At 45.5% G+C, this 26,189-nt stretch carries 28 protein-coding genes; 14 read left to right on the plus strand and 14 right to left on the minus strand.

Features of this window, described 5'->3' with window-relative positions:
- Positions 1-66: 66 nt before the first annotated feature.
- The 4 genes from HYN59_RS08535 to HYN59_RS08550 form a co-directional block, all read right to left on the minus strand.
- Positions 67-273: a hypothetical protein gene (locus HYN59_RS08535; RefSeq protein ID WP_108777870.1), complete on the minus strand. Its 207-nt coding sequence runs from the start codon at positions 271-273 to the stop codon at positions 67-69.
- 11 nt (positions 274-284) lie between these two features.
- A complete protein-coding gene (locus HYN59_RS08540; RefSeq protein ID WP_146185895.1) occupies positions 285-761 on the minus strand; it encodes a hypothetical protein in 477 nt (158 codons plus the stop codon).
- Positions 762-1,026: 265 nt separating this feature from the next.
- Positions 1,027-1,311 carry a SemiSWEET family sugar transporter gene (locus tag HYN59_RS08545; protein ID WP_108777872.1) on the minus strand — a complete coding sequence of 95 codons (285 nt, stop codon included), beginning with the start codon at positions 1,309-1,311 and terminating at the stop codon, positions 1,027-1,029.
- Positions 1,312-1,322: 11 nt separating this feature from the next.
- On the minus strand, positions 1,323-1,547 hold the full coding sequence (locus HYN59_RS08550) for a hypothetical protein (RefSeq protein ID WP_108777873.1): 225 nt from the start codon (positions 1,545-1,547) through the stop codon (positions 1,323-1,325).
- Positions 1,548-1,699: 152 nt separating this feature from the next.
- On the opposite strand from HYN59_RS08550, the gene HYN59_RS08555 reads away from it, so the two are divergent.
- Positions 1,700-2,002, plus strand: a complete 303-nt coding sequence (locus HYN59_RS08555; protein ID WP_108777874.1) for a hypothetical protein — start codon at positions 1,700-1,702, stop codon at positions 2,000-2,002.
- A 142-nt stretch (positions 2,003-2,144) separates the two neighbouring features.
- On the plus strand, positions 2,145-2,417 hold the full coding sequence (locus HYN59_RS08560) for a hypothetical protein (protein WP_108777875.1): 273 nt from the start codon (positions 2,145-2,147) through the stop codon (positions 2,415-2,417).
- A 91-nt stretch (positions 2,418-2,508) separates the two neighbouring features.
- Here HYN59_RS08560 and HYN59_RS08565 read toward each other — a convergent pair whose 3' ends face one another.
- The 4 genes from HYN59_RS08565 to HYN59_RS08580 all read right to left on the minus strand — a co-directional run bounded on the left by HYN59_RS08565 (position 2,509) and on the right by HYN59_RS08580 (position 4,599).
- Positions 2,509-2,784: a hypothetical protein gene (locus HYN59_RS08565; RefSeq protein WP_108777876.1), complete on the minus strand. Its 276-nt coding sequence runs from the start codon at positions 2,782-2,784 to the stop codon at positions 2,509-2,511.
- 117 nt (positions 2,785-2,901) lie between these two features.
- Positions 2,902-3,174, minus strand: coding sequence for a hypothetical protein (locus HYN59_RS08570; RefSeq protein ID WP_108777877.1), 273 nt, complete (start codon positions 3,172-3,174; stop codon positions 2,902-2,904).
- Positions 3,175-3,199: 25 nt separating this feature from the next.
- Positions 3,200-4,054 carry an SDR family oxidoreductase gene (locus tag HYN59_RS08575; protein WP_108777878.1) on the minus strand — a complete coding sequence of 285 codons (855 nt, stop codon included), beginning with the start codon at positions 4,052-4,054 and terminating at the stop codon, positions 3,200-3,202.
- 17 nt (positions 4,055-4,071) lie between these two features.
- Positions 4,072-4,599 (minus strand): YciE/YciF ferroxidase family protein, encoded by a 528-nt coding sequence (locus tag HYN59_RS08580; protein ID WP_108777879.1) that lies wholly within the window; start codon positions 4,597-4,599, stop codon positions 4,072-4,074.
- A gap of 241 nt (positions 4,600-4,840) precedes the next feature.
- On the opposite strand from HYN59_RS08580, the gene HYN59_RS08585 reads away from it, so the two are divergent.
- Positions 4,841-5,347, plus strand: a complete 507-nt coding sequence (locus HYN59_RS08585) for a hypothetical protein (RefSeq protein WP_108777880.1) — start codon at positions 4,841-4,843, stop codon at positions 5,345-5,347.
- Positions 5,348-5,644: 297 nt separating this feature from the next.
- Positions 5,645-6,496, plus strand: a complete 852-nt coding sequence (locus tag HYN59_RS08590; protein WP_108777881.1) for a glycosyltransferase family protein — start codon at positions 5,645-5,647, stop codon at positions 6,494-6,496.
- 40 nt (positions 6,497-6,536) lie between these two features.
- Here HYN59_RS08590 and HYN59_RS08595 read toward each other — a convergent pair whose 3' ends face one another.
- Positions 6,537-10,259 (minus strand): metallophosphoesterase, encoded by a 3,723-nt coding sequence (locus HYN59_RS08595; RefSeq protein ID WP_108777882.1) that lies wholly within the window; start codon positions 10,257-10,259, stop codon positions 6,537-6,539.
- A 26-nt stretch (positions 10,260-10,285) separates the two neighbouring features.
- On the opposite strand from HYN59_RS08595, the gene HYN59_RS08600 reads away from it, so the two are divergent.
- A complete protein-coding gene (locus HYN59_RS08600) occupies positions 10,286-11,473 on the plus strand; it encodes a Pycsar system effector family protein (protein ID WP_108777883.1) in 1,188 nt (395 codons plus the stop codon).
- Between the two features lie 124 nt (positions 11,474-11,597).
- Here the strand turns inward: HYN59_RS08600 and HYN59_RS08605 are convergent, their stop codons facing one another.
- A complete protein-coding gene (locus HYN59_RS08605) occupies positions 11,598-13,976 on the minus strand; it encodes a GAF domain-containing protein (protein ID WP_342748354.1) in 2,379 nt (792 codons plus the stop codon).
- Between the two features lie 446 nt (positions 13,977-14,422).
- Between HYN59_RS08605 and HYN59_RS08615 the strand changes: the two genes are divergently transcribed.
- Genes HYN59_RS08615 through hemL form a run of 3 tightly spaced genes read left to right on the plus strand, consistent with a single transcriptional unit; the run spans position 14,423 to position 17,539 of the window.
- The gene (locus HYN59_RS08615; RefSeq protein ID WP_108777885.1) at positions 14,423-15,313 is read left to right on the plus strand and encodes a 1-aminocyclopropane-1-carboxylate deaminase/D-cysteine desulfhydrase; all 891 of its coding nucleotides are present in this window, start codon (positions 14,423-14,425) and stop codon (positions 15,311-15,313) included.
- 4 nt (positions 15,314-15,317) lie between these two features.
- On the plus strand, positions 15,318-16,247 hold the full coding sequence (locus tag HYN59_RS08620) for a glucosaminidase domain-containing protein (protein WP_108777886.1): 930 nt from the start codon (positions 15,318-15,320) through the stop codon (positions 16,245-16,247).
- Positions 16,248-16,252: 5 nt separating this feature from the next.
- On the plus strand, positions 16,253-17,539 hold the full coding sequence (gene hemL / locus HYN59_RS08625) for a glutamate-1-semialdehyde 2,1-aminomutase (RefSeq protein ID WP_108777887.1): 1,287 nt from the start codon (positions 16,253-16,255) through the stop codon (positions 17,537-17,539).
- Positions 17,540-17,589: 50 nt separating this feature from the next.
- Here hemL and HYN59_RS08630 read toward each other — a convergent pair whose 3' ends face one another.
- Together HYN59_RS08630 and HYN59_RS08635 are read right to left on the minus strand one after the other, a co-directional pair.
- The gene (locus HYN59_RS08630; RefSeq protein ID WP_108777888.1) at positions 17,590-17,958 is read right to left on the minus strand and encodes a hypothetical protein; all 369 of its coding nucleotides are present in this window, start codon (positions 17,956-17,958) and stop codon (positions 17,590-17,592) included.
- An 80-nt stretch (positions 17,959-18,038) separates the two neighbouring features.
- Positions 18,039-18,497: a hypothetical protein gene (locus HYN59_RS08635; protein ID WP_146185896.1), complete on the minus strand. Its 459-nt coding sequence runs from the start codon at positions 18,495-18,497 to the stop codon at positions 18,039-18,041.
- A 108-nt stretch (positions 18,498-18,605) separates the two neighbouring features.
- On the opposite strand from HYN59_RS08635, the gene HYN59_RS08640 reads away from it, so the two are divergent.
- From HYN59_RS08640 to HYN59_RS08655, 4 genes are all read left to right on the plus strand, one after another.
- Positions 18,606-18,974: a hypothetical protein gene (locus tag HYN59_RS08640; RefSeq protein WP_245895697.1), complete on the plus strand. Its 369-nt coding sequence runs from the start codon at positions 18,606-18,608 to the stop codon at positions 18,972-18,974.
- Between the two features lie 107 nt (positions 18,975-19,081).
- Positions 19,082-19,885, plus strand: coding sequence for an MbnP family protein (locus tag HYN59_RS08645; RefSeq protein WP_108777890.1), 804 nt, complete (start codon positions 19,082-19,084; stop codon positions 19,883-19,885).
- A gap of 47 nt (positions 19,886-19,932) precedes the next feature.
- Positions 19,933-20,970 carry a cytochrome-c peroxidase gene (locus HYN59_RS08650; RefSeq protein ID WP_108779684.1) on the plus strand — a complete coding sequence of 346 codons (1,038 nt, stop codon included), beginning with the start codon at positions 19,933-19,935 and terminating at the stop codon, positions 20,968-20,970.
- Between the two features lie 4 nt (positions 20,971-20,974).
- Positions 20,975-21,922, plus strand: coding sequence for a transporter family protein (locus HYN59_RS08655; protein ID WP_108777891.1), 948 nt, complete (start codon positions 20,975-20,977; stop codon positions 21,920-21,922).
- A 225-nt stretch (positions 21,923-22,147) separates the two neighbouring features.
- On the opposite strand, the gene lysS is transcribed toward HYN59_RS08655, so the two are convergent.
- On the minus strand, positions 22,148-23,842 hold the full coding sequence (lysS, locus tag HYN59_RS08660; RefSeq protein ID WP_108777892.1) for a lysine--tRNA ligase: 1,695 nt from the start codon (positions 23,840-23,842) through the stop codon (positions 22,148-22,150).
- A 129-nt stretch (positions 23,843-23,971) separates the two neighbouring features.
- Here lysS and HYN59_RS08665 point away from each other — a divergent pair, with 129 nt between their 5' ends.
- Together HYN59_RS08665 and lipB are read left to right on the plus strand one after the other, a co-directional pair.
- Entirely contained in the window at positions 23,972-24,709 is a 738-nt protein-coding gene (locus HYN59_RS08665) for a hypothetical protein (protein ID WP_146185897.1), read from the plus strand.
- A 111-nt stretch (positions 24,710-24,820) separates the two neighbouring features.
- Positions 24,821-25,546: a lipoyl(octanoyl) transferase LipB gene (lipB, locus tag HYN59_RS08670; protein ID WP_108779685.1), complete on the plus strand. Its 726-nt coding sequence runs from the start codon at positions 24,821-24,823 to the stop codon at positions 25,544-25,546.
- Here the strand turns inward: lipB and HYN59_RS08675 are convergent.
- Positions 25,511-26,149 carry a ribonuclease HII gene (locus HYN59_RS08675; protein ID WP_108777894.1) on the minus strand — a complete coding sequence of 213 codons (639 nt, stop codon included), beginning with the start codon at positions 26,147-26,149 and terminating at the stop codon, positions 25,511-25,513. The genes lipB and HYN59_RS08675 overlap by 36 nt on opposite strands.
- Positions 26,150-26,189: the final 40 nt, after the last annotated feature.

Raw genomic sequence — 26,189 nt, forward strand, 5'->3', positions numbered from 1 at the left:
TTTTCCCCTTCATCATTTCAACACTTTGCAATAACATAGAAGTGGCCTGTAAATGACACAAGGGAATTAATCAGTAGAAAATTCGTCCGCATAATAATCCGGGTCTTCACCCGGACTGAACTTTTCGCCGCTGTCTTTTTCTACTTTTTCTGCATCCGGGTGGGTTTCATGCCTTTGGCTGTCCTGATTGCGCTGGCTTTGGTGAAGGTTATTTTCACCGCTTTCCTGGCCGCCCCGGTTTCCTTGTTGCGGATTGTCATTAATTTGTTCCATGATTGTTCGTTTTAATTACCCTTTTGGTCTTCCGGCCTTGATACCCTTGAGTTGTTGCCCGTGCTTCCGGTACCGGTACCCATACCTGTGCCCGAGGTGCCGCCGCTGTTGATGGGCTTGCCGCTGGCATCCCTTGGCGTTTTGCTGCTGTTTTCTATCTCATCGGTTATTTCCTGCTCCGTAAGCTTTTTGCCTTTTGTAGAAGAGGATGTAGTTGACGACGTACCTGTTGAAGAGGAAGAAGAACCCGGATTTCCTGTAGCAGGTGAAGAGTTCCCGTTGCCGGAACCTGTCGATCCGGACATATCAGAACTTCCGGTATCTGTAGATGAGCTGTCAACATAAACCGTATCCGTATCGGATTCGTACTTTGTAGTTTCTGTTTGGGTTTCTTTACGGCTGCAGCTTTCGCACGATGAAATCATATTCATGCCTGCTATTAGCAAAGATGCCATAACGCCGCTTTTTATTAATGATTGTCTTTTCATGATTTAGGTATTTAAAGGATTTACTTTTAAAATTACCTAATAAGGCAAAGCTGTTTTACTAATAAAAGTCTAATTGGCAAGAAAATAACATATAACGAAATTATTTCATCTCACAAAAAGTCGCCAAGACTTAAGACTTGAATCCTTACATTGCGAAGCAATCACTTTGCGGCTTCAAAACTCTTTTCCTCCATAAGGGTCTTGGCGGCTTTGCGACTTTGCGTGAAATTACTGAATCAAATATGTCAACTTGTATTAGATTATATCACTCTGCATCTTCTTTTTCTCCCGAAACGTATTTACACCACAATTTCATCCCTAAAATAATGCCGCACAATGCCGCCGCTATTACATTGCCGAGCAGGACGGGCAGGTCGTTTCTTATGATGCCATATGCCGTCCATAACGCCAGCCCGATAAAAAGCATGGCATAGGTAGCTGCCGAAAGGCTTTTGGTAGAGCGCGTCCTGATAACTTTTATGGCTTGCGGGACATTGGCTATTGTAGTAAACAATGCCGCCACAAGGCCGAGTATTTCAATATAGTCCATGATAGCGGGGGTTATAGTTTTTTACCGAATTTTTCCCTTACGGTACGGCTGATATAGGTGCTCAGGCCTTTGCCCGAGGCCGCGAGCTTCTTCATCCTTTCAATGATGCGCCTGCCGGCGCTTTCATAGGTATATTCGTAAACAGCGTCATGGTTGAATTCCACCCTGATGCTGTCGTCATGTATTTCGTAGCCGGTCACCCCGGAGTGGCCTTCCAAATTCTTATATCGTTCCATAGCGGCTGTGTCTGTTATAAAATTAGGCAACCTTTAAATTTCCCCAACCAACATTAACGCTTGATTAACTTGCGGTTAACAGCACCACGTGCCGGCAGTGACTACCTTGCATGTGAGTAAGGATAACAGGAACAATAACTAAACAGGAAATTATGAAAAGAATATTTTTATCGCTGGCAGCTGTATTCGCATTTGGGATAGCTTCAGCACAGACAGAGCCTAAGACTGTAAAGCCAATGCAGCCGGAACCGCCAAAGACCACCGATGTTAAGGATAAAGCCAAAGAAGATGCCGAGATCCAGAATGATGTGAATAAAGATCCGGAAGATGCCATAGTGCCCAGGAAGGATGAGCTTAAAACACGCGACCATGTAAAAAGCACCCCCGACCCAAAGACAGTGAAGGATACCGTTGCCACTAAGAAAAAAATGCGAAAAAGCAAGAAAAGAAGTTAAGTAAAAGCTGCCCTGAAAAGGCGGCTTTTTTTTGTGAAAACTTTAATGTTAACGTTAACCAAACCTTTAGAATGTTTCTTTTTTGGCGGGGTAATTTTACAATACAATATAGAAAGAACAGATAATTTAAAAATTTGGAATCATGAAAAAGACTATCTTATCCCTCAGCGCATTATTTGCAGTAGCAGTTGCATCAGCACAATCATACCCTAAACAACCGGACAAAACAGTTGTAGAATACGTATCTTACCAAAAACCTGTCCAGGCAGAAGTTAAAGAGCAGCCTGTGGATGCCAAAACAGACGTTCAGCAGGCGCAGCCCGGAACTGCTAAGAATGAGAAAACTTCGCAGGAAGTAAAAAGCACTACTGTTGCCGTAAACGATGAGAAATCGGCAGCAAAGAAAAGCCAGTAACAAATTTTCCTTTCTGATAGAAAGCTGTATTTATCCCAAATAGATACAGCTTTTTTCATGGCACAAAAAAAGAGGCTGCTGCCTCCTTATATTACATAAAGCCATTTTTATTCGGATGGGTGTCCGTCCGTGTTATATTCCTTCCGTCCCTTACCGGTGTACGTTTTGTTATTTCGTGCAGCTCGTGGTCGTGGTAATTGTGGTAAGCGCCCGTTTTAGACATCTTAGGGAAAGTAGCCAGTTCATCAGGGTTAACGATTGCCGGGTCTTCATACGGCATCATCGCGTTGTAATAACCTCCCTGTCCGTTCTCTGAATGTCCGCCTGTATCACCCTGATCCCGGCGGTCGTGTAATTGATTTGCCATAACCGTTTGATTTGTAGTTGTATAAAGATACGATTTTTTAATATCGCCTTAACATTTTTACTGTTAAAATTATAGGCATACAATCAATAAAAAAAAGGGCGATTGCCCTTTTGTTGTTTACAGGAACCCTTCATTATTCGGGTCATTGTCCGTACGGATGATGTTCCGTCCTTCCCGTACCGGCGACCTTCTGTTCACCAGATGGTCCTCGCTTTCCTTTTCAACTTCTCCTGCACTCGCTATCTTAGACCTCTTCGGGAACGTAGCCAGCTCTTCAGGGTTTAATACCGCCGGGTCTTCATAGGGCAGTGTGGTGTCGGGTTTCATATTCTTTATCTCGTTAAGCCTTTCATTGTCCGGCCTGTTACGGTCGTTTGCATTATTTTCCATGATATATGTGCTTTAAAGTTTATAATTATCCTCCTGTCATTTCGCCGCCGTTTATATGGATTACCTGTCCTGTAATATAAGAGGCATCCTCGCTGGCAAGAAAAACATAGGCCGGGCCTACCTCGCTCGGCTGGCCTGCGCGTTTCATCGGGGTGTCCTGGCCAAATTTCGCTACCTCATCAGCCTCAAAAGTGGCAGGGATAAGGGGGGTCCATATCGGCCCGGGAGCAACGCCGTTGACACGTATCCCTTTTTCGGACAGCATTGCCGATGTAGAGCGGGTAAAAGAAACGATGGCACCCTTGGTACTGCTGTAATCAATGAGGTGCTCGCTGCCCCGATACGCTGTCACCGATGTGGTATTGATTACCGAATCGCCTTTTTTCAGGTGCTTCAATGCTTCGCGTGTCACATAAAAGAACGGCATGATGTTGGTTTCAAATGTCTCCCTTACCTGAGCACCCGTAATATCTTTGAATTCTTTTTTCGGGAATTGTACAGCGGCGTTGTTCACCAAAATATTCAGTCCGCCCAGTTCCTTCACTGTTTTGGCAACAACGTCCTTACAGAATTCCTCATCTTTAAGATCGCCGCTTATCAGCAGGCATTTTCGTCCCTGCTCTTCTATCAATTTCCTGGTGTCTTCGGCATCCTTATGCTCATCATAATACACTATTGCCACATCAGCGCCCTCATGGGCAAAATGCAATGCTGCACTCCTCCCGATACCGCTGTCGCCGCCTGTTATCAGCGCTGTTTTCCCCTTAAGCTTGTCACTGCCTTTGTAATTCTTGCGAATGAATTCTGGCTTTGGCGTCATTTTATGCTCATCGCCCGGCTGGCTTTGGGTTTGTCCCGGAAATGATTCTGGTTTGGCCATGATTTTTTGATTTTGGTTTATATCTCTTTATCGGCTGCTTCGATGTTGATGTGCGATTCCGCAATAGCAGAAAGTAGCAGGTCGGTGCCTTTTTCTTCATTAAGCGTCTCTTCCAGCAGCGCCACGACATCTTCCTCCCTGAGCGCGATTGCAAAAGACCTCATAGTGCCGTAGCATGCAATTTCGTAGTGTTTTATCTTTTGCAGCACGCCTATTATCCCTGCGTCCCGCACCACGCCCTGCGTAGTGAATTCTATAAAATCATGCGCTTCCTTTAAGAGGCACTGCACCGCCTCATACGTTTCTTCTTCAGCAGGAATACCCGTCGCCAGGAAAATCTTTTCGAGCCTTATAATATGGCTGTTGGTCACGATGCGGTGTTGCTCCAGCAACGAAACAAGGTCTTTCGAAAAGCTGTTATTGATGATGTCGCCAAGCATTGCCACCATTACGCCTTCTGCCCAATAAAGCTGCCTGAGCTGTCTTTCGAATAAGCCCCTCAACTCGCGCGCTTCGCTATAATCTTTTGCAACCGCTGCTATCATAATTCAGTGTTTAATTATCTGTTCGGATGAGTTTTTTAGCAATCGTATTATAAAGTTACCAATCCCGTGAAGTACATCGTGGACAATTAACGCAGGATTAACAGGCACCCGGAAACGCCATTATGCAGGTCGTCGTCAAAATTTAACATTTCAACGTTTTTTAGTTAATTTTTTCTTAATTTTTTTGAAGCTGATGTATGTTTGTCCCATCAAAACATCTATAATTTTACCACACCACACAATGAAAAAGCTTTTACTACTGCCTGTTTTAGTATTTTTTGCAGCATGTTCCACTGATGATAATAACCTGAACCTAACACAGGAAAATGAACTTACAAATGCCCAATACAGGGCTGCTGTCGCTGAAACGGATCCTTCGTGCCTGACAAGCGTATCTGCTTCGGTTTCGATCGATGTATCGCGCGGTATCGACCATCCTTATGCTGTTTTTACAGGGAATATGGTTGGTGCTTCGAGCAAGGGAACCTATAGGGCAAGGGTTGAAGTCGAAATGCTGTCAGACTGTGAAGATATAACAAGCGGCAATGGCCAGGTGACTATATTTGCAATGTCAGGGACTGTACAAAATCCCCTGTTTGGTACGGCAAACATAACTGTAGCCGGAAATTTATTGCCAGCTAACCCATGTTACCGATGGAGGTTTGTTGTAGACGGTTCTATAGCCGGTTCGAAATCGAAAAATGGCTGTTCTGTAGCATCGCCGTGGTATGATGCCCCTCTTTTTTAAACTTTGATTTTTTTTAATAGTGGAAAAACCATCGGTCCTGCCGGTGGTTTTTTATTTGTATACTTGGTAACTGTCTTGAAGAACAATATTTTAACCACATAGGCATATAGCTGTTAGAAAGATTTATGAGACTCAATTAAGTGACACACAGTATGAAGCTGCGCTTCACTATGTGAAATAAATCGCTATGAAGCCTATGTTTCTATGTGGTTAATTAAATTTTAGGTAGTTACTAAAAAAACGTCAAAAATATAGTGTATGCGCCAAATGGTTTTTACTTTTACCAAAATGTGAATTATGAAAAATCTTACTTTTTTGACTTTTGCTTCTTTATTGTTCTTATCCTGTGCAGAAGCTCCCGGCCAGCTGCGTGAACTGGGCACACTGGATCACAAAGAAATTTCCGGGTTGGAGTATATCAAAGGCTCCGGGCTTTGGGCACTGGAGGACAGTGGCAATAAAAATAAGATATACAAAATCAATGAAGAGGGCGCAACAAAGGAAAGCATTACGATAAAAAACGCCAGGAACATTGATTGGGAAGAGCTTACGTCTGATACGGAAGGGAATCTCTACATAGGCGATTTTGGGAATAACGACAATGACCGCCGCAACCTTGCCATATACAGGCTCAATGCGGGAAAATATGACTGCGTAGTATCAGTAATTAAATTCCATTACCCGCAGCAGAAGGCATTTCCGCCAAAGAAATCAGAATTGATTTATGATGCTGAAGCTTTTTTTGAGCACAAGGGCAGCTTCTATATCTTTAGCAAAAACCGCAGTAAAGGTTTTGACGGAAGCTTTAATATCTACAGGGTGCCGAATAAGGCAGGCGATCATGCCGCTGAACTTTTAGGTACTTTAAAAGCGTGTAGCAATTATAATAAATGTGCTATCACCGGGGCCGACATCAGTCCCGATGGTACTAAGGCTGTTTTGCTTTCGGGTGGTAAAATATGGCTGCTGACCGGTTTTGGCGAAAATAATTTTGCCAATGCGAAAATGGAGGAGCTTGACCTTGGCCATGTATCGCAGAAAGAAGGGATATGCTTTAAGGATGATGATACCCTGCTTATCGCCGATGAAAAAGACGGCGGAAAAGGAGGGAAGCTCTATGAGGTAAAGCTGTCCCAACTGAAACACTAAATTTCTTTATGGTAAAAATAAAAGTGGTAAAATAAAAGCTTTAGATTCCAAACGATAACCCAAAGGCCACACGCCCACCATCAGTGCCGTAAAAGTAAAATACTTTCGCTGTAATCACATCCAGGCCGTTGAGCCATGCGCCGCCACCCACGCTTTGGTGCCATTTATTGGAAGTATCATCAGATACCCATATACGCCCGTAATCATAACCTCCGAAAATCCCGTATTTCATTGGGATGAAACTGGTTTTCACGCGGCCTAACGTTAGCCGTATATCAGTGCTTTGGTACACCGACCTCTTTCCGGTAAAGCGTTCCCTGCGGTAGCCCCTCAGGTCGTTATCACCGCCAAGGGTAGCCGCCTGGTAAAATTCAAACCCGTTGCTGAAATTCGCCTTGCCTTTTACCGTTGTAGCAAATACAAGGTTCTCGTCGGGAGTTATCTTGTGGATAATGCCGACAGCACCTTCGGCATGCGGGAAATTGCGTTTCGTGTCATCAATGCTGGTCTTCCACCCGGCTGCCAGGTAAAAGAACATGCCAAGCGCAGGGAGGGAGGCATTGTCATAATTCTGGAAGCTGTACTTACCGTCTACTCCGGCATACTGCCTGTGCTCAAAAAGATAAGGTTTCAGTACGCCCGGCTGGTTTACATACCGGTTGAATGTACCGTCTACCTCAATGGTCTCAAAAATGGCCCCGAATTGCGTAAGGCTGCCATTGCGGCTCTCTTTAAAGAATGAGGGAGCCGCACTGAATTTTTGCAGTTTTACCCGGTTATAATCCATGCCCAGCTGGTCATCCGGGTTCGTGGTCTCATTGCCCATCCCGAAGTAGTTGATGCTGAAATTAGGGCTGGTAAATGCCACATCCATCCCGATGTTCCACCGTGCGGCAGCATTCATGAACTTACCGGTATACTTAAGCTCAAAGCCATCGGTAGCAAAATAATAATTGCCCCTTACGGTATGGCTTCTCGAGAAAGGCCTGCGGTTAAAGCTGTTTACCGTATAAGTCACCGATGCGCCAACTTTCACGCCGTCGTCCGGGTTGTAGCCTATTGCCGGATAGCCTGCCACAACATTGTATTTGGGCTTTTCAGGATCGTAGCTGTTGGTCTCATAATCATCCGTTAATATCATAGCTGTTCTGGCATCGGCTTCAAAAGTATTTTTCTTGCTTTTAAAATCGTACACCTTCACTTTTTTCCCGTTTTCAATGCGGTAGGTGTCGTGATTCTGTCCACCCAATAATCGCAGCAAAATAGGATTTTCAGGGTTGCCTTTTACTTCAAAAACATCATCATCGTCCAGTCCATAAATCCATATTTCCTTTGTTTTTTTACGGTTAAATGTTTGACTGAAAAATGGCGATTCACCCTCTTTAATGCCGGATATTTCGACCCTTGTTTCACCTTCGGGCAGGCGGGTTATGGTAAAGCGTTCTTTTTTGTCCGTGCCCACTATCAGCACGGTTTTCAGCAGTACATCCCTGTAGTCCAATGCATATTCGTCAAGGTGTCCCTTGCGGGCTTTCAGCTTGCTTTTTAAATCCTCTATCGTCTCGTCCTGCATTTCCTTTGGCAGGTTTGCAAAAGCATCATCTATATTGGCATCGGTGAGGTGCTCGCGGATGTATGCCGCTTCCTCCAGCCAGTCTTTTTCACTGGCGGTAGTAATAAGCGCCAGGTCCAGCGGGTACGGCTCGCGGTTCAGCCATTTTACATTCCTGATGTCGTCCTTAAACGTCTGCATGTGGCGTAGTGCGGGGATATTCATAAGGATGGATAGTAGCGCCCCGTCATATTTGGAAAAAGCCTGATCGCGGTCCTTGGGTATAGGCCTGTAGGTCACCTTACCGTCTTTTTTATATTCGCCCCATTTCCACTGGTCGGAATGCCTGTCCCAGTCGCCTATCAGCATATCGAACAGCCGCGCATTTATATAAGCTTTTTCATCAACGCTGTATTTACGGTCTTTGTGCAGGTTTTTCAGCATATCATCCGTGCCAATGATGTCATCCGGTTTGCCGAAGCTCTCCAGGTCTTTCTGCTCTTTGCCTGCCTGTTCTTCGATCATATACAGCTCATCTCCAAAGTCATCGTTGTATTTCCCCAACGCGTTTTGCTTCGGGATATAAAACAGTTCCGGGTTGGTATGCGAAACCCCTACGTTATCCGCCAGCCTTCCTGCGATAAAAGGCGTATACGGGTGCGAAGTAGTATAAAAATCCAAAAGGAAGCTTTCGGCAAAAGTATTTTCAAGCTCATCACCCACATAGCGCTGCTTAAAGGCCACGGCCTGCAGGAAGCGTGTCGCGCTTTTTTTAATGGCGCGCATAGCATATTCTTTACCATCCTTAGCTTCCAGCCTCAGGGAATTGGTCTGGTGCCCGCCGCCGGTCTTTTTTGGCACGAGACCCCCGTACAGGGTGTCCAGCCGGACACTCCTGGCTTCTATAGGCATGCTGTAATATTTCCGGTAGTGCTTTCCGAAGAGGAAACGGTGGAACCCACTTTTATCGGTCATTTCCGGTGTATATACCGAAGCTGAAACAGTTGCGGGAAATGTATCAGGATAATCTTTCAGCACAACTTCCGGCTTTTCGAGCAGTTTCTTTTCGAACAGCTGTTCTTCTTTTCCGTCTTTTACTTTGTAATAAAAAACCTTGGCAGTCCCGTCATCATTAATGTCGAGTATAGCGTAACCGGTCCCGCCATACGAAAAATCTTCAGGGTAGGTAACGCGGGCGGCTTCTACTTTTGAGCCTGCCCCGCTGATGATCTGGTTGATATTGTCATGGCGGATGTATTGCAGGTTGTGGTCGTGGCCCGAAACCACGATCACGTTGTCTTTATCCTGTATCAGGGTCTTTATCCTGTTGGAAAACGAAGTGTACACCCGGCTCTGTATGTCCTGCGTGCTGTACCCCGAAGCCTTCCGCGCCAGGTTGACGAGCGAGCCTAAAATAGGCATGGGTATGTTATACGGCAATGGGTACAGCTGCTTTTTAAGGGAAAATTGCCCGCCGTGCGAACCGTTGCTCATCAGCGGGTGGTGTACCGCAACGATAATGGTTTTGCCCTGGTTCTTGTTCAACAGATCTTCAAATTCGGTAAAAAGCTGCTCCCGGGTCTTAATGTCGCAATTATCATTGATGTCCGGGTAGTTGTCCCAGTCCTCAATATACCACTGGCTGTCAATAGTAATGAGGGTAATATTGTCGCTTATCTTAATGTCGTCAATCGCGCAGCCTTTGGCAGGAAGGAACGACTTTTTGCCTGTATATTTATTGATGAATTTCTCCTCCTGCCGCAACCCTTCGTAACCGTTATACCAGTCGTGGTTGCCGGGGATCATCAGCGTTTGCCCCGGGAATAATTTTGACAGTTTCATCTGGGAGGCTAAGCTGGCCTCGCCGTCCTTACGCTCCTGCGATCCGTTATCAGGGGGCATTCCTTCCGGGTAAATGTTGTCGCCAAGGTAAAGCAGCGTGGCATTTTTCCCTTCCTTATCCAGTTTATCACTGACAATAGAAAGCATGGCCTGTGTATGTGGCTGATTGGCATACCCCGCATCGCCGATGAGGTAGAACCTGTGGGCGGGCTTACCGGTTTTAACAGAGTCGTTTACGGGGACGGGGCCGGTTGCTTTGCCATATTCCGGCTTGTAGGTGGCGCAGGAATAAAGGGACATCAGTGCGAGGATAGTGGTTAAAATTTTAATATTTCCTTTAGCCGCGATGGTATCCGAAAAGATTTTCATAAATTGGTTGTGTTAATTACCTGCGTATGGATATTGTTCAAAAAGCCGAAAGCCACGTCTTTCACCTATTCAAAGATAAACTATCTCCCGATTATATTTACCATAATTTCAACCATACTTTACGCGTGGTTAATAACGCCGCTGTCATTGCAGAAGCAGAAGGCGTAGGTAAAGAGGATATGGAGGTCATTATGCTGGCGGCGTGGTTTCATGATGTGGGGTATATCGACGGGCCTGAAAACCACGAAGAGAGGGGCAGCCATGCGGCTGAGAAATTCCTTCGTGAAAACGGCTATCCTGAAGAAAAAGCAGCACGGGTTTCCGAGCTTATAAAAGTGACCAAAATAGGTGCCGAGCCGGCAAATCTATACGGGAAAATCATCAAAGATGCCGACTGCTCGCATTTTGCGGATAAGAATTTCCCGGCATTGTCAGAGCTGCTTCGTGAAGAATGGAAGGTAACGCAGGGAAAAACCTTTAGTGATAAAGAATGGGCATTGGGCAACCGTAATGTACTCATGCAGCAGCACCGCTTTTTTACGGATTATGGTAAACAGACCTTACAGCCGCTTAAAGAAGCCAATATAGCGTTATTGCAAAAAGAAATTTCAGAGGGCGGGGAAGGCAAAAAGAAAAAGAAAGACAAGGATAAGATCAATAAAAAGAAACTCGAAAAGCTCGAGAGGCCCGACAGGGGCATCGATACAGTTTTCAGGGTGACGCTGGGCAACCACACCCGCCTGAGCGATATCGCCGACAGTAAGGCGAACATACTCTTGCAGGTAAATGCCATTATCATATCGATCGCACTTACGACTCTTATTCCAAAACTCGACAGCCCTTCGAATGCGCACCTTATTATCCCAACATTTATTATGATGGGGTTCAGTGTGGTGTCTATCATTTTAGCCATAATGTCTACAAGGCCTAAAGTAACCAGCGGGACCTTTACCCGTGAGGATATCGAAGCCAGGAAAGTAAACCTGCTTTTCTTTGGTAATTTTTATAAAATGCCGCTGGAAGAATACGAGTGGGCTATGAACGAAATGATGAAAAGCAGGGATTACCTCTACGGCTCCATGATAAAAGACCTTTATTTCCTGGGGCTTGTCCTCCACAGGAAATACAAGCTGCTACGCCTGACGTATGCCATTTTCACAATAGGAATACTGGCATCGGTAACGGCATTTATCTACGCATTCAAAACGCTATAGATTAATGGTCAATTGATTCCGGCAGGAGTGCAGCTCTTCCCCTCCCTTGGAGAGCCTGTTGCGCTGTAGCGGGAGGTGCCTGAAAGGAGGGCTGCTTTATGTAAGCGCAAAAAACTTAATTTGATTAACTGCTTGGCGCCAGTTCCTTCAGCAAATCCTCATAACTATACGTAGTTTCGTCTTTTTTATCATTGCTGTATTCAACGGTTACACGCAATGCTTTAAGCCCGGTAACGCCCTGCAGGTCTTCCACCTCAAAAGTCTCTATTACATTGCCAAGCATCTTTTTATGCTGAAGGAACCTAATGTACCTGCGGTATTCAGTCTCTTCCTGTCTTTGCGAATAAACAATTGTGATCTTTCCTTTTTCGGTTATGCGCTCCGTAGTGCCTTTTATGTGCGATTTATCGATGCGCTTCTTCACGACCTCATAGCGGGCATTGTAAGTACCATCCACATCAAATCGTTTTTCATCCATTCGGAAGCGGATAGAAATAGGCGAACTGAACACCAGTATGAGCGAGGTTACATCCAAGTCATACGGCAGTCCCGGCCTTAGCCTGTAGTATTCGTTCTCCATTTCGCACATGGCCTGCAATTGCCAAAGCCTAAGGTTGTTGAGGTAAAGCGGATTGTAAGCGTGCTTAGGCGAAATAGAAGCGCCAATATACAGGTTATGCTCCACACCATCGGTTTTGAAGCGTTCGTAATAGTGCGGGAAAAACGATTGTGCTTCGGCCTGTTTCCTGTCGAGCACTTCGGCCATTTGCTTATTGATGATCGAAAGCGCATCGTCAAAATCCTTGCGGCTGTCGTACACCATTTTCATCTTGGTGTCCAGTGTATCGAAATAATCAACTATTTTCTGGTGTATTTCAGTGTTCGAAGAATCAAAATGCTTCAGTACCGGATGCACTTCGTTAATGATATACGACTGTATAATGGACTCTGTATCTGCTTTTAGCGACTCTTTCAGCTGGACCTCCATTTTTTCCAGTTCATAGATATGTTGTTCAATGAGTGGAAGCTTTTCTTTTTCGAAGATAAACCTGAATACCGAAAGCAGCCTTTCGATCTGGCGGATAAGGTCTTTTTCAATCGACTCATTCCGTGCAGTCGAAGAACCCTTGATGTCGATCTGCCCGTAAAGCGGGTATACCTCGCGGAACACGATCTCTTTATAGGCCTGGTCTTTTTTGTTTTTTGATATAATGTGATGCAATGCTTCTTCCCTGAATTTCCAATACACGCTGTGGTGTATCGCGGTATATTCGTTCTGTATTATAGCATCGACTTCATTTTGCAATTCAGAATAGTAACGGTCTATAGTATCGGTAAGGAAAGGCAATATATAAGCCAGCTTGTTGGCATTGATGCTGTTCAGCTCCTTGGCCCGTGACGATACCAGTTCGATAAAGCCCAGCAGCTTCCCGTCCTTGATTATCGGTGCAAAAATACAGCTCCTGATGTCCTGCTTTAGCAAATGTGCAGCGAAGCCGGCATCGGCACCTTCCTGTAGCTTATAGGCTTCAACATCCGAGAGTACAAAATATTTCTTTTCTTCAAGCATCGTGTCCAGCGTGCCGGTGCACATCATGGTGGAGCAGCTCATTTCATTAGATCCGTTGAGGATGTAGCTGCTTATCTCCTGGAAAGGCGCAAGCCGGAATACATTATCGTCAACATTTACTTCGGTGTAGCCAATCCTCAGGTCGGGTATCTGGTAAATAGAGCGGAAAATACCCTCGAAATCCGATTTGGTTATTTCCTTTTCGTCATTTACCAAAAGGTTGGTCTTTAGGTTCGAGATGGCGCTCTCGGCGGTGGCATCAAACAGCGACACGATACCGAATCCCTTTGATATCCAGCTTCCAGGAGGGAATTTTTCTTTCCAAAGTTCCAGGTTGTCAAAGCTGTCCATTAGCAGGGCCACATCATCTTCAGTGATATTGATAGCCTTTTCTGTCGGAAGTAATTCAAGGAAATCGGCGTTGTAAAGGATGCGATAATAATGCATTACGCCGTCGGCATCGGGTATGTCGTAAAACAGAGGCTTGCTGAAATCGAAATGATAGCCGTAGTAGCTGTTAAGTATAAGGCAGCAGCAAAAAACATAAAACTGGTGATCGTCGAAATTCCTGATGCTTATGCCAAAATCTTCGCCGGCATTCATCAGTATTTTTTTAAACCTGTCTGTATGATTAAATGTAATGTTGAAAAAAGGGATCGCAGCAGCTTTTATCTCATTTTTGGTCAATGCAGTGGGGAAGAGGTCGGCCAGGAGGTTTTTTATCAGCTTTTCGTGCTTTTCGAGCAGTGAAAGGTCGGTAATGCCCTCACGCAATTCTGGATAAGGCGCGGTATGGCGTAGCAGTGCTTTCGCATAATCAGACCTGTAGTCCACATCCGATTCCGCAATTTCCTCAAGGGTTTCCAGTACTTTGTGGAACGATATTTTCGCTATTAAAGGACTGGCTACGTGCTCTTCAACTTCCATTTTCATCACATTACAAATAGGCTGTAAAGTTACGAAAATTTTAGTACAACGTTATGAAAGCAAAGAAAAGGTTTTTGTGATCCTTTGCAAAATCAATAAGCAAATTGCGACAAACATTCCACAATCCAGCCCCAACGGGGTATAGCCCAATAGCCCCGGGCAACGCCCGGGGAATTGAGCGTAGTTGGTAGGAAGCCCTGAAAGGGCGAAACAATACTATGGATTTGTATTATGATCAATATTCATTAATATGATGAAAGCCCGTCCTGGCTCCCTCTCCTTTGGAGAGGGCGGGGGTGAGGCCTTGCGTGAGGGACAGCACCTGCCTGCCGGCAGGCAGGGCGGCATCCCCGACGAAGGAGGGATACAGCGGATGGCCCGACGGCGTAGCTTGCGGAGCCGGCACGCCCAAATAATTAGTTACGTTAATTATACTACTTTTGCATAATCCCATGAACCAGCCTGTAAACATAATCTTCCCCCACAACATCCGCCTAACCGTAAAGCGGGAAGACCTACTGCATCCGCATATTTCGGGCAATAAATTCCGTAAGCTCAAATACAATATCATTCAGGCGAAGGAGGAAGGGAAAACAGCATTACTCACTTTTGGCGGTGCATTTTCCAATCATATTGCGGCAACTGCTGCCGCGGGAAAAGAATATGGTTTTGAGACCATTGGCGTAATACGTGGCGAGGAGTTAGTTAATAAAATTGGTGATAACCCGACTTTGGCCTTCGCCGAATCGTGCGGAATGGGGTTTAAATTTGTAACAAGGGAAGCCTACAGGCAAAAGACTGAAGAGGCGTTTGTTAACGAACTCCGCAACGAATTTGGTGATTTTTACCTTGTGCCCGAAGGCGGAACAAACCATCTCGCTGTAAAAGGCTGCGAAGAGATACTGTCAGCTGATGATGAGTGGTTTACGCATATTTGCTGTGCGGTTGGTACAGGTGGGACTATTGCAGGCATTATCAATTCGGCACTGCCGCATCAGCAAGTTTTAGGCTTTCCGGCGCTAAAAGGTGCGGAATTACAGCATGAGGTTGCTATATTTGCAAAAAAAGATAACTGGAAGCTGGTTGACGATTATCATTTTGGGGGCTACGGGAAGATAAATACCGAATTGGTAGCCTTTATGAACGATTTTTTTGAAAAAACCGGTATTCTGTTAGACCCTGTATATACGGCAAAGCTGTTTTTTGGCGTTATAGACAGGACCAACAAAGGAATGTTTCCTGAAAATTCTAATATACTGCTCATCCACACCGGTGGGTTGCAGGGTATTGGAGGCATGAACAGGGAATTAATGAGAAAGAAACTACCCATAATTAAAACCTGAGATAATGTTTAGAAAAATTTTAGCTTTAGCGGTATTGAGTTTACTGGTAAGCTGCGGCACATCGAGGTCGCGCATCCAGACAACAAAGAGCAGCACGGCAAAAACAAGGACATCTTCAAAGAAAAACAAGCCGTCTGTTAAAACAAAAACGGACACAAAAACCTCTACGGCTTCCAATTCCCGTAACGACAACCAGGTCGAGGTGCTTGAATCTACATCACGCACTGTGGTGTATGCCGACCTTGTAAAAGCGTACGTGCAGCAATATAAAGACGTTGCCAAAGATAACATGAGGCGGCACGGTATCCCGGCGAGCATTACGCTGGCGCAGGGTATATTGGAGTCGGGTGCGGGGAAAGGCACGCTTTGCGTAGAGGCCAATAACCACTTTGGTATCAAATGCCATAACGACTGGACAGGCGAAACCGTACGACATGACGACGACTCCGAACAGGAATGTTTCAGGAAATACCCAAGGGCAGCCGAGTCCTTCAATGACCATTCTATGTTCCTCACAACAAGGGGAAGGTATGCTTCTTTATTTAAGTTGCCGAAAGACGATTATGAAGCATGGGCGCGCGGCCTTCGCGCAGCCGGCTATGCCACCGACCCCAAATATCCTGAAAAGCTGATAGGCCTTATCGAACGCTATGAACTGGCAAGCTATGACTCAGAAGTACTGGACAGGCCGTACGTAAAACCGGAGCCAAAGGCAGCGCCGGTGCAGCCAAAAGCGTCGCCCGCACCTAAAGAAGAAACGCTTGTTATAGTTGCTGCAGAAACTACCGTGGCGGCAGGGTCATACCGTGTAGCCCAAGGCGATACGCTTTATTCCATATCAAAAAAACACAACCTTACGGTAGATGAGCTGATGCGCCTTAACGGGCTTTCGAGCAACGCTATTTCTATCGGGCAGGTATTAAAAGTAAAATAAGAAACATGTTATACGAACGCAGCAGCCGCCTCTTTGCCGAAGCAGAAAAGGTAATACCGGGCGGCGTGAATTCTCCCGTACGCGCCTTCAGGGCAGTAGGGGGAACGCCTATTTTTGTAAAAGAAGCTAAAGGTGCCTACCTTTATGATGAAGACGGCAACCGCCTTATAGACTACATCAATTCATGGGGCCCGATGATACTGGGCCACGCTTACGAGCCCGTAGTAAATGCCGTTATCGAAAGGGCGAAAAAAGGGACTTCCTTCGGAATGCCTACCGCACTCGAAACGGAGATCGCCGAACTTGCCGTATCAATGGTGCCGAATATCGACAAGATACGCTTTGTGAATTCGGGTACCGAAGCCTGTATGAGCGCTATCCGGCTTGCCAGGGGATTTACGGGAAGGGATAAAATAATCAAATTCGCGGGCTGCTACCACGGCCACTCCGATTCGTTCCTTATACAGGCCGGAAGCGGCGCGGTAACGTTCGGTACGCCAAACAGCCCCGGCGTTACAAAAGGGACGGCTCAGGACACTTTGCTTGCCCAATACAACGACCTTCAAAATGTGACTGACCTGTTCAATGCCAATAAGGGAGAAATAGCAGCTATCATCATAGAGCCAGTGGCAGGCAATATGGGCTGTATACCACCTGTTGACGGTTTTCTGGAAGGGTTGAGGCAGCTATGCGATGCGCATGGCACCCTGCTTATATTCGATGAGGTAATGACGGGTTTCCGCCTTGCTAAAGGTGGCGCACAGGAACTTTTCAACATCAAGGCCGATATCGTGGCATTTGGTAAAGTAATAGGCGGCGGGCTTCCTGTAGGGGCTTTTGCAGCGCGTAATGAAATTATGAACTACCTTGCACCTATTGGCCCTGTGTACCAGGCAGGAACACTGTCAGGCAACCCGTTGGCAATGGCAGCAGGACTGGAAATGCTGAAAACGCTTAATAGCGATGCTGACATCTATACGAGGCTCGACGCGAAAACGGCTTATCTTGAGACGGGCATCCGCCAAAAGCTGGATGAGACTGATCTGGTGTATACCATCAACAGGACAGGATCGATGATCTCTGTGCATTTTGATGCCAGCCCTGTAACCGATTTTAAATCGGCTGCAAAGGGCGATAACGAAACATTTAAGAAGTTTTTCCACGGCCTGTTGGCTGAAGGAATATACATAGCGCCATCAGCCTATGAAACATGGTTCATTACAGATGCGCTCACCTATGATGACCTCGACGAAACCATTGCCGCAATAGGCAGGGTATCTAAAACCTTATAAACGAAAAATCCCGCTACTAGCGGGATTTTTTATATAATATCTTTCTCTTCTTAGTGAGTAAGCTTCTTAAGCAATTCAGGGTTTGAATCAAGTTTTGCTATCTGGTCAGCGTCCAATACTGATTTTAGCTTTGTTTCAATATTTTGGTAGATAACACCTTTACGCTCTTCAGTAAGGTTAGGCGTTGCAAGCATTTTGTGCTTTGTCTGGAACAAGCGTTTAAGATTTTTATTTTGATCGTCAGTCAGTTTTACTGTTTCCGACAATAGTCCCATGTCTTTGGCAGCAGCCTGGTTTACAGCCGCATCAGCGTCAGCAGGTTGTTGTGTTGCAGTTTGTGCTGCGGCTTTCTTTTGCTGTGCATTGGCAGTAGCGCCAAAAGCAAGCATAATTACGAAAAGAGCAATTATTTTTTTCATGATAAACGGTTATTTGTTTAGTGTTTATACGCCAAATCTAATTAATTTATAAAACACCTCAAAACTTTAACACTTAAAATTTATCTCCTGCTGTCCTTTTTAAAATTTTTCTCTCTTTTTGTGATTTTTTCACGTTGATGCGTTTTCATCATTTCAAGTTGTGCCAATTGCCTGGCATCCAAAGTTTTTTTCATGAATGCCTTCATGGCGATCTTCTCATCCAGCATCCTGTTTTTCATCGCAAAACGGTCATCCGGAGTTAGTTTTTTACCGGCATCGCGGTTGGCTTTAAATTCCGCCATGGCTTTTTCCCTTTCTTTCCCTTTTTCGGTAAGGAATGCTTTTATTTCGGTTTGCTGCTTATCGCTCAGGTCGAGTGCAAGTGTCAATTTCTTTACCTGAAGCTCTGCCCTCTGTTCCGGTGTAAAGTTTTCCATTTGCCCCTTATCAAACTTTCGGTCATGATGCCTCTTTTCTCCCGGCTGTGCATTCATGGCAAAACCCATCACCATTACAATAGCTAAAATCCACGTTTTCATGTTTTTAATTTTTAAGTTTATACGCAGTAAGACCTTCCGGATTAAAAAAGGTTTAAAATTTCTTTAAAATATTTTTTGTAATGCTTTTTTGAGAGTTACATTTGTTTCGTGAAAAAAGCTGTATTCATTATAGTCCTGCTAATGCTTTTAAAGCCGGTGCTGCCGGTTTTGGATTACATTATCAATTATGATTATATAGCTACAACGCTTTGCGAGAACAAGGCAAAACCCGAAATGCACTGTAACGGTAAATGTCACCTTGCGAAAGAACTCGCCAAAGCAGCCGAAAATGAAAAGCCGCTTTCCGAAAAAAAATCCGGCCACATCGAAACAGAGGTTTTGTTTTTCGAAGCCATTGCAACTTTTCAGCTTTCTCCACAATTCAATGTAAGCAAAACTGCCAATAGTACCGAATACCGCAACGGGTATTCCCATCTTGATGCAGCTTTTGTTTTCCGCCCTCCTGTATTTATTTAAATGTACATAATGATTAGGCCTGACAGGTTTTAAAACCTGTCAGGTCTATAGATTCCTATGCCCAAACGACATTGGGACTCATTTACTATAACTTTTAAATAAATACAATGAAATTCAAATTATATACAACAGCCCTATTGGCTGCAACAGCCCTTTTTGTATCATGCAATAGCGATGATAATTCGGTAAATAACGTTTCCGGAACCGGGAGCCTGGATGTGGAATTCGATAATGCTTTTGGCGGTAACGACCTTATCCTCAATACGCAGTCGAACATCACCTCCAACAGTGAGAACCTGAAGATCAGCAGCATTAAGTACATCATAAGCAATATTGTCCTTACAAAACAGGATGGTACAACATACACTTACCCAAAAAGCCAAAGCTATTTTATAGTGAACGAGGCTGATGAGGATAGTCATGTCCTTGAGTTACAGAATATCCCTACCGGCGATTATACCCGTATCAAATTTGGTGTTGGCGTAGACCAGGCACAGTTTCAGCTGGGGGCAGAAGGGCAGGGCGACTTCCTTGCGGTGGCACAGGCCGAAGACATGCTGTGGAGCTGGTCGGCAGGATATAAATTCCTTGCTTTTGAAGGTACATTCACTTCCCCTACAGTAACGGCAGCCACGCCATTTATGGTTCACACCGGGCAAACAGGTACCGATTATAACTATACCGAAATAACACTGGATATGCCGACAAAAGCTTTGGTACGTACAACAATAACGCCTGATGTGCATATTATTGCCGACCTTTCCAAAATTATTGATGGAACGAATAAGATAAAGCTTTCCGATAACAACGATGGCGGTATGGGTGCAATGATCATGGGGGGTGCCAACCTTCCGCTGATCACAGCCAATCTGTCAGATATGTTCTCTGTAAACCACGTTCATAATGACTAAAGCCAGGAGCTGCGCGCTGCATGCCGGTGCGCAGCTTAATCATTCTTATGAAAATAAGTTATATCTTTTGGATTTTCATTCCGTTGCTGTGGAGCTGCGGGAATGATGACAGTGAATATACCAATCTGCCTTTGGATTTCCGGGTGCCGTCAAATTTTCCTGCTGTAGCGTATGATATAGCAGCAAACCCACCTACCGAAAAAGGTTTTGAACTGGGAAAAAAACTATTTTACGAAGGCAGGCTGGCTTCCGACGGTATCGTTTCCTGCGGGTTTTGCCATATACAGCAGTTTGCGTTCACGCACCACGGGCACACAGTTAGCCACGGGGTTAATAACGCGACGGGTACGCGCAATGCCCCGCCGATACAGAACCTTGCTTTCCAGAATGTTTTCATGTGGGATGGCGCAACCGGGCATCTGGACCTGCAGCCCATCATACCGCTGACAAGCCCTTTGGAGATGCATGGCGACCTGAATGCTATACTCACCATGCTGAAAGCCGACCCGGAATACAGGAAACTGTTTGCGCAGGCCTTTCCTGAAGAAGACATCACTACAGAGAACATGCTGAAATCGTTGTCCCAGTTTATGGTGATGGCGGTATCATCCAATTCCAGGTTTGATAAATACAGGCGGAATGAGCCAGGCGGGACATTAACGGCAGACGAAATGGCGGGATACACCGTCTTTACTGCCAAATGTGCCACCTGCCATGCTACGGACCTGATGACCGATAACTCTTTCCGAAATAATGGGCTGGCGGTGAATCCGTTGGTTAATGATGTGGGGCGTTATAAAGTGACTGAACAGGCAGGGGACTATTATAAGTTTAAGGTGCCAAGCCTGCGGAATGTGGAAAAAACAGCGCCTTACATGCACGATGGGCGTTTCGGTACACTGGAAGCAGTGCTCAACCATTATGCATCAGGCATTACAGATTCCCCCACGCTCGACCCGCTATTGCACCAAAATGGGACATTGGGCATCTCGCTTACCGAAACCGAGAAAGCACAGGTGATCGCATTCCTTAAAACACTAACCGATGATCAATATCTTACCGATACGCGATTTTCAGAATTTTAAAACCATGAAAAAGACATTATTTATACTACTTTTCGCCTTGCTTTCGGCTACTAAGATGCTGGCCGGCGACGGTAACCCGCCCGATTTTAAGAAATATCTTGAAGCCTTTGACGACTGCGATGCCTGTGGGTGTTCGGCTTCCGGGGGCGGGATGGGCTTTAGCTCAATGATCAACCAGAATTTTGTTGGGTTGAGGTACATTTACCAAAGCTATTCTACCAAAGACGGCATCTTCAACAACTCGCCGTGGGTAGGCCAGGATTTTAATACCATACAAGCCTGGGCGCGTATCCCTGTGTTTAAAAGGCTGCAGCTGTCGGTACAGGTGCCTTACCATTTCAACAGCCGCGAACTGGCAACCGGGACACAGAATATATCCGGTATTGGCGATATAACGGTGCTTGGCCTTTACAATGTGTACATGACGAAGAAAGACAGCACGGTTTTTACCCATATCCTGTCGGCAGGCGGTGGTGTGAAGGCGCCTGTAGGGAAATATGACAGCAACAACAATGGCAGCGTGAACCCGAGTTTCCAGTTGGGTACCGGCAGCTGGGATTACGTACTGGCTGCCGAATATGTGATCCGTAAAAAACAATGGGGCCTCAACGCCATGACAAGCTATATCATGAAGACCGAGAATAGCAAGCAATACCAGTTTGGCAACCAATTCAATTACAACGCTACGCTGTTTTATGCTGCTGAGGGCGACAAGATAACCTGGGTGCCCCAGGCTGGTATCGCGGGAGAAATATATGCCACAAACAGGCAGTATAGCCAGGATGTGCCCGGTACCAAAGGCGATATCCTTTTCAGCAAGTTAGGGCTTGAAGCAGGAACAGGGAAATTCTCGGCAGGTGTCAATGCGATGTTGCCCATAAGTCAGAACTTAATTGGCGGCAGGGTAGAAGCCAATTACAGGCTGTCGGTGAATTTGAATTATAGTTTGTAGGTTAGGAGGTCGGATGTCCGATGTCCGAAGTCCGATGCTAAGTTAGGTGTTCTTCCATTTCGACCGACGGGAGAAATCTCTTTGCGGCTTTGTTTTGAGATTTCTCTCTCCACAGGCTACATTCGAAATAGAGTAGCTTTGCTGACTTTTCAGATAATCCAATGCATCAAAAAGCCTCTGAATTTTCACTCAGAGGCTTTCTTATATAGTTAGGATTAAATAATATTACCCTTTAAACTCCACCGTCTTCATGTCGCCATCCACGGTTACTTTTACAAGGCCGTGCTTACTAAGGCCTTTCATGGCGGCATCCCATTTCTTGCCGCTTAGTCCTGCTTGTGTTTTTAAGGCATCAAGCGCAAGCTGGCCGCTCACTTTCAGCAATTCGGCCACAGCTTTTTCGTCTTCGGTAAGCTCTACTGCTTTCTTCTCCGGCCTCATTTGCGGGAAGAATAGCACTTCCTGTATTGACGGGTTATTGGTAAGGTACATAATAAGCCTGTCCATACCAATACCAAGCCCTGATGTTGGCGGCATGCCGTATTCCAAAGCGCGAAGGAAGTCATTATCAATAAATTGTGCCGCTTCCACATCGCCCCTTTCAGACAGTTTCAGCTGTGCCTCAAAACGCTCACGCTGGTCTATAGGGTCGTTTAGTTCAGAATACGCATTGGCAATCTCTTTACCGCACACCATCAGCTCAAAACGCTCGGTAAGTTCCGGGTTATCGCGGTGCGTTTTACAAAGCGGGCTCATTTCTTTCGGATAATCGGTAATGAACGTAGGCTGGATAAAGTTGCCCTCGCATTTCTCCCCGAATATCTCATCAATCAGCTTGCCTTTGCCCATCGTCTCGTCAACGGCAATGCCCATGCCTCTGGCAGCTTCATATATTTCTTCTTCCGTTTTGCCGGAAATATCAAACCCTGTGAATTGTTTGATGGCATCGGTCATCGTCACCCTGGCGTAAGGTGCCTTAAAGCTCACGTTATGTTCACCAAAGGTTACGTCAGATGTACCGTTAACCGCTATGGCACAATGCTCCAGCAAGTTTTCGGTGAACTCCATCATCCAGTTGTAGTCCTTGTAGGCTACATATATTTCCATCGCGGTAAATTCAGGGTTGTGCGTCCTGTCCATACCTTCGTTGCGGAAGTTTTTCGAGAATTCATAAACGCCGTCAAATCCGCCTACAATAAGCCTTTTAAGGTACAGCTCATTAGCAATACGCATGTATAGCGGAATGTCAAGTGAGTTGTGGTGCGTAACGAACGGCCTTGCGGCAGCACCGCCCGGTATTGGCTGAAGGATTGGGGTTTCCACCTCAAAATAGCCTTTGTCGTTAAAGAACGAACGCATGGCATTGAAAAGCTTTGTCCTTTTTACGAATACCTCTTTCACCTGCGGGTTCACCACAAGGTCTACATAGCGCTGGCGGTAGCGGAGCTCGGGGTCGGTAAAGCTGTCGAATACTTTTCCTTCGGCATCCGTTTTCGGCATTGGCAGCGGGCGCAGTGTTTTGCTTAGCAGCCTGAAGTCGGTAACCTTAACGGTCATCTCGCCTACCTGCGTGGTAAAGAGTTCGCCTTCAACGCCGATAAAGTCCCCAAGGTCGATAAGCTTCTTGAAAAGCTCGTTGTATTTCACTTTATCTTCGCGGGGGCATATCTCATCGCGGTTAAAATACAGCTGTATGCGCCCTTCGCTGTCCTGCAATTCGGCAAAAGAGGCTTTCCCCTGTATGCGCACCGACATCAATCTTCCGGCCATAACAACCTTCCTGCCTTCAGCAAAATTGTCCTTCACCTGTTTGGAGGTATGGTCTACCGGAAACAGGTTGGCGGGATAGGGATCGATGCCGAGATTCCTCAGCGCGTCCAGTTTTTCTCTGCGGATAATTTCTTGTTCTGAAAGCTGCATGGTCGTTATATTTTTTACGCGGGCAAAGATACGGATTATTGGCAAAAAACCAATTTGCTGTTTTTTACGCTTCCTCAGCGTTCATGATTACATAAAACAATTATATTTGGCACAATAAACACTATATAAATGAAAACAAGATTATTTTTAGCGTTAAGCCTCGTGATGGCATTTTTAACAACGTCGTGCAATTTCAGTGAGACCATTACGATCAATGAAAAAGGAGGCGGAAGGGTATCGTTCGACATAGACGGCTCAGGCCTTATGGCAATGGCCGGGGAAGAAATGGCAAAAGAGGGTGAAAAGCGCATGGATTCTACATTCACTTTCAAACAGCTTTTGGAAGAGAAAAAAGACAGCATAGCTACATTGCCGAAAGCAGAGCAGGACAGGCTGAAGAGCCTTGAGAAATTCTCGGTAAAAATGCTTATGGACCCTGCAACCAGCGAAATGAAGATCAACCTGTTCGCTGATTTTGACAAAGCCAACGAGCTTCAGGACATGATGAAGGCTTTCGGTAACCTGAACAGCATGAAAAAACAGCTGGGCGCACCCGACATGGGAGGCATGTTCCAGAATGGATCGGAAGTAACCTATGCATATGACGGTAAAAAATTCAGCAGGAAAGTTAAACTCGTTGATAAGCCGAAAAAGAAAGAAGAAGGCGGGGATGAGGATATGTACAAAGCGATGTTCGGCGAATCGAACTATGAGCTTAATTATACTTTTCCTAAAAAAATAAAAAAGGTGTCGAACAAGAATGCAGTTATAAGTGCGGACGGCAAATCGGTAAAAGTTACCTATCCGTTAAGCGATTTCTTTGACAACCCGCAGAACATGGCGTTTGACGTAGAATTCGAAAAGTAATAGTTACAATGCAATAATAAAGATCCGGATGAGAAATTATCCGGATTTTTTATTGATGTCAGGCTTAAGGTTTTGTTTTGTAATTTTGTAAAGCATTTAGCATTTATGAATATGAACAAAACCATAGAATTCCTTGACCTTGGAAGCATGGACTACAAGGAAGCCTGGGATTACCAGGAACAGCTTTTTAAAGAGATACTCGATATAAAAATATCCTACAGGCGCGAAGGGCAGGAAGCTGAAACGCCCAATTATCTCCTGTTTACAGAGCATCCGCATGTTTATACCCTTGGCAAAAGCGGTGATATGGCCAATATGCTCCTTAACGAAAAGCAACTTGAGGCAAAAGGCGCCAGGTTCTACAAAATAAACAGGGGAGGGGATATTACCTATCACGGCCCGGGCCAGATAGTGGGTTACCCGATACTCGACCTTGAGAATTTTTTTACCGATATCCACAAATACCTCCGTTTTCTTGAGGAGGTTATCATACTTACCCTGGCCGAATATGGCATTGCTGCCACAAGGAGCGAAGGCGAGACCGGCGTGTGGCTGGACGTAGGCACACCTTTTGCCCGAAAGATATGCGCCATGGGAGTACGTGCCTCGCGTTGGGTAACCATGCACGGTTTTGCATTCAACGTAAATGCCGACCTTGGCTATTTCGATAATATCATCCCGTGCGGGATAAGGGGTAAAGCGGTTACATCATTAAACGTAGAGCTGGGTGTTCCCAGTGTGGATGAGGAAGAAGTAAAAGAGAAGCTCCTCAGGCATTTTGCGGCGTTGTTCGAAGCAAAATTAAGGATTGTAGATCGTAACGTGGACGTCCTCTAAAATATCAAATTCTATCTCCAGCTGTTCCGGCAGCAGGCGGAAGCTTTTCCTGTGGTATTTTGTAATGCCGTACTTTTTTATAGCCTCACGGTGCTCTGCTGTGGGATAGCCTTTATTCTTTTTCCAATTGTACATAGGAAACTCTTCGTGCAATTGGTTCATATATTCATCCCGGTAGGTTTTTGCGAGTATAGATGCCGCTGCTATGCTCAGGTATTTGGCATCGCCTTCTACAATGCAGCTGTGCGGGATGCCTTCCACCGGCTTAAAGCGGTTGCCGTCTACAATAATATAATGGGGTACAGGCGTAAGCTTTACAATACATTCCTGCATGGCTTTTATAGAGGCGTTCAGGATATTGATCTCGTCTATTATTTCAGGCCCGATATTTGTGACATGGTAACATAGCGCCTGCTCCTGGATTATGGGGCGAAGGTATTCCCGTATCTTCTCGGTGAGCTGCTTGGAATCGTTGAGTAGTTCATGCCGGAAGTCATCCGGAAGAATTACTGCGGCAGCGGTAACCGGGCCCGCAAGGCAGCCGCGGCCTGCTTCGTCAGTGCCGGTTTCATATAGCAGATCTGAAAATTTTGATGAAAGCATAAAAACCCCGTGTATGGATATAACGTATAATTTTATAGCA

The organism is Flavobacterium album, assembly GCF_003096035.1.
GTDB classification, from domain to species: Bacteria; Bacteroidota; Bacteroidia; order Flavobacteriales; family Flavobacteriaceae; genus Flavobacterium; species Flavobacterium album.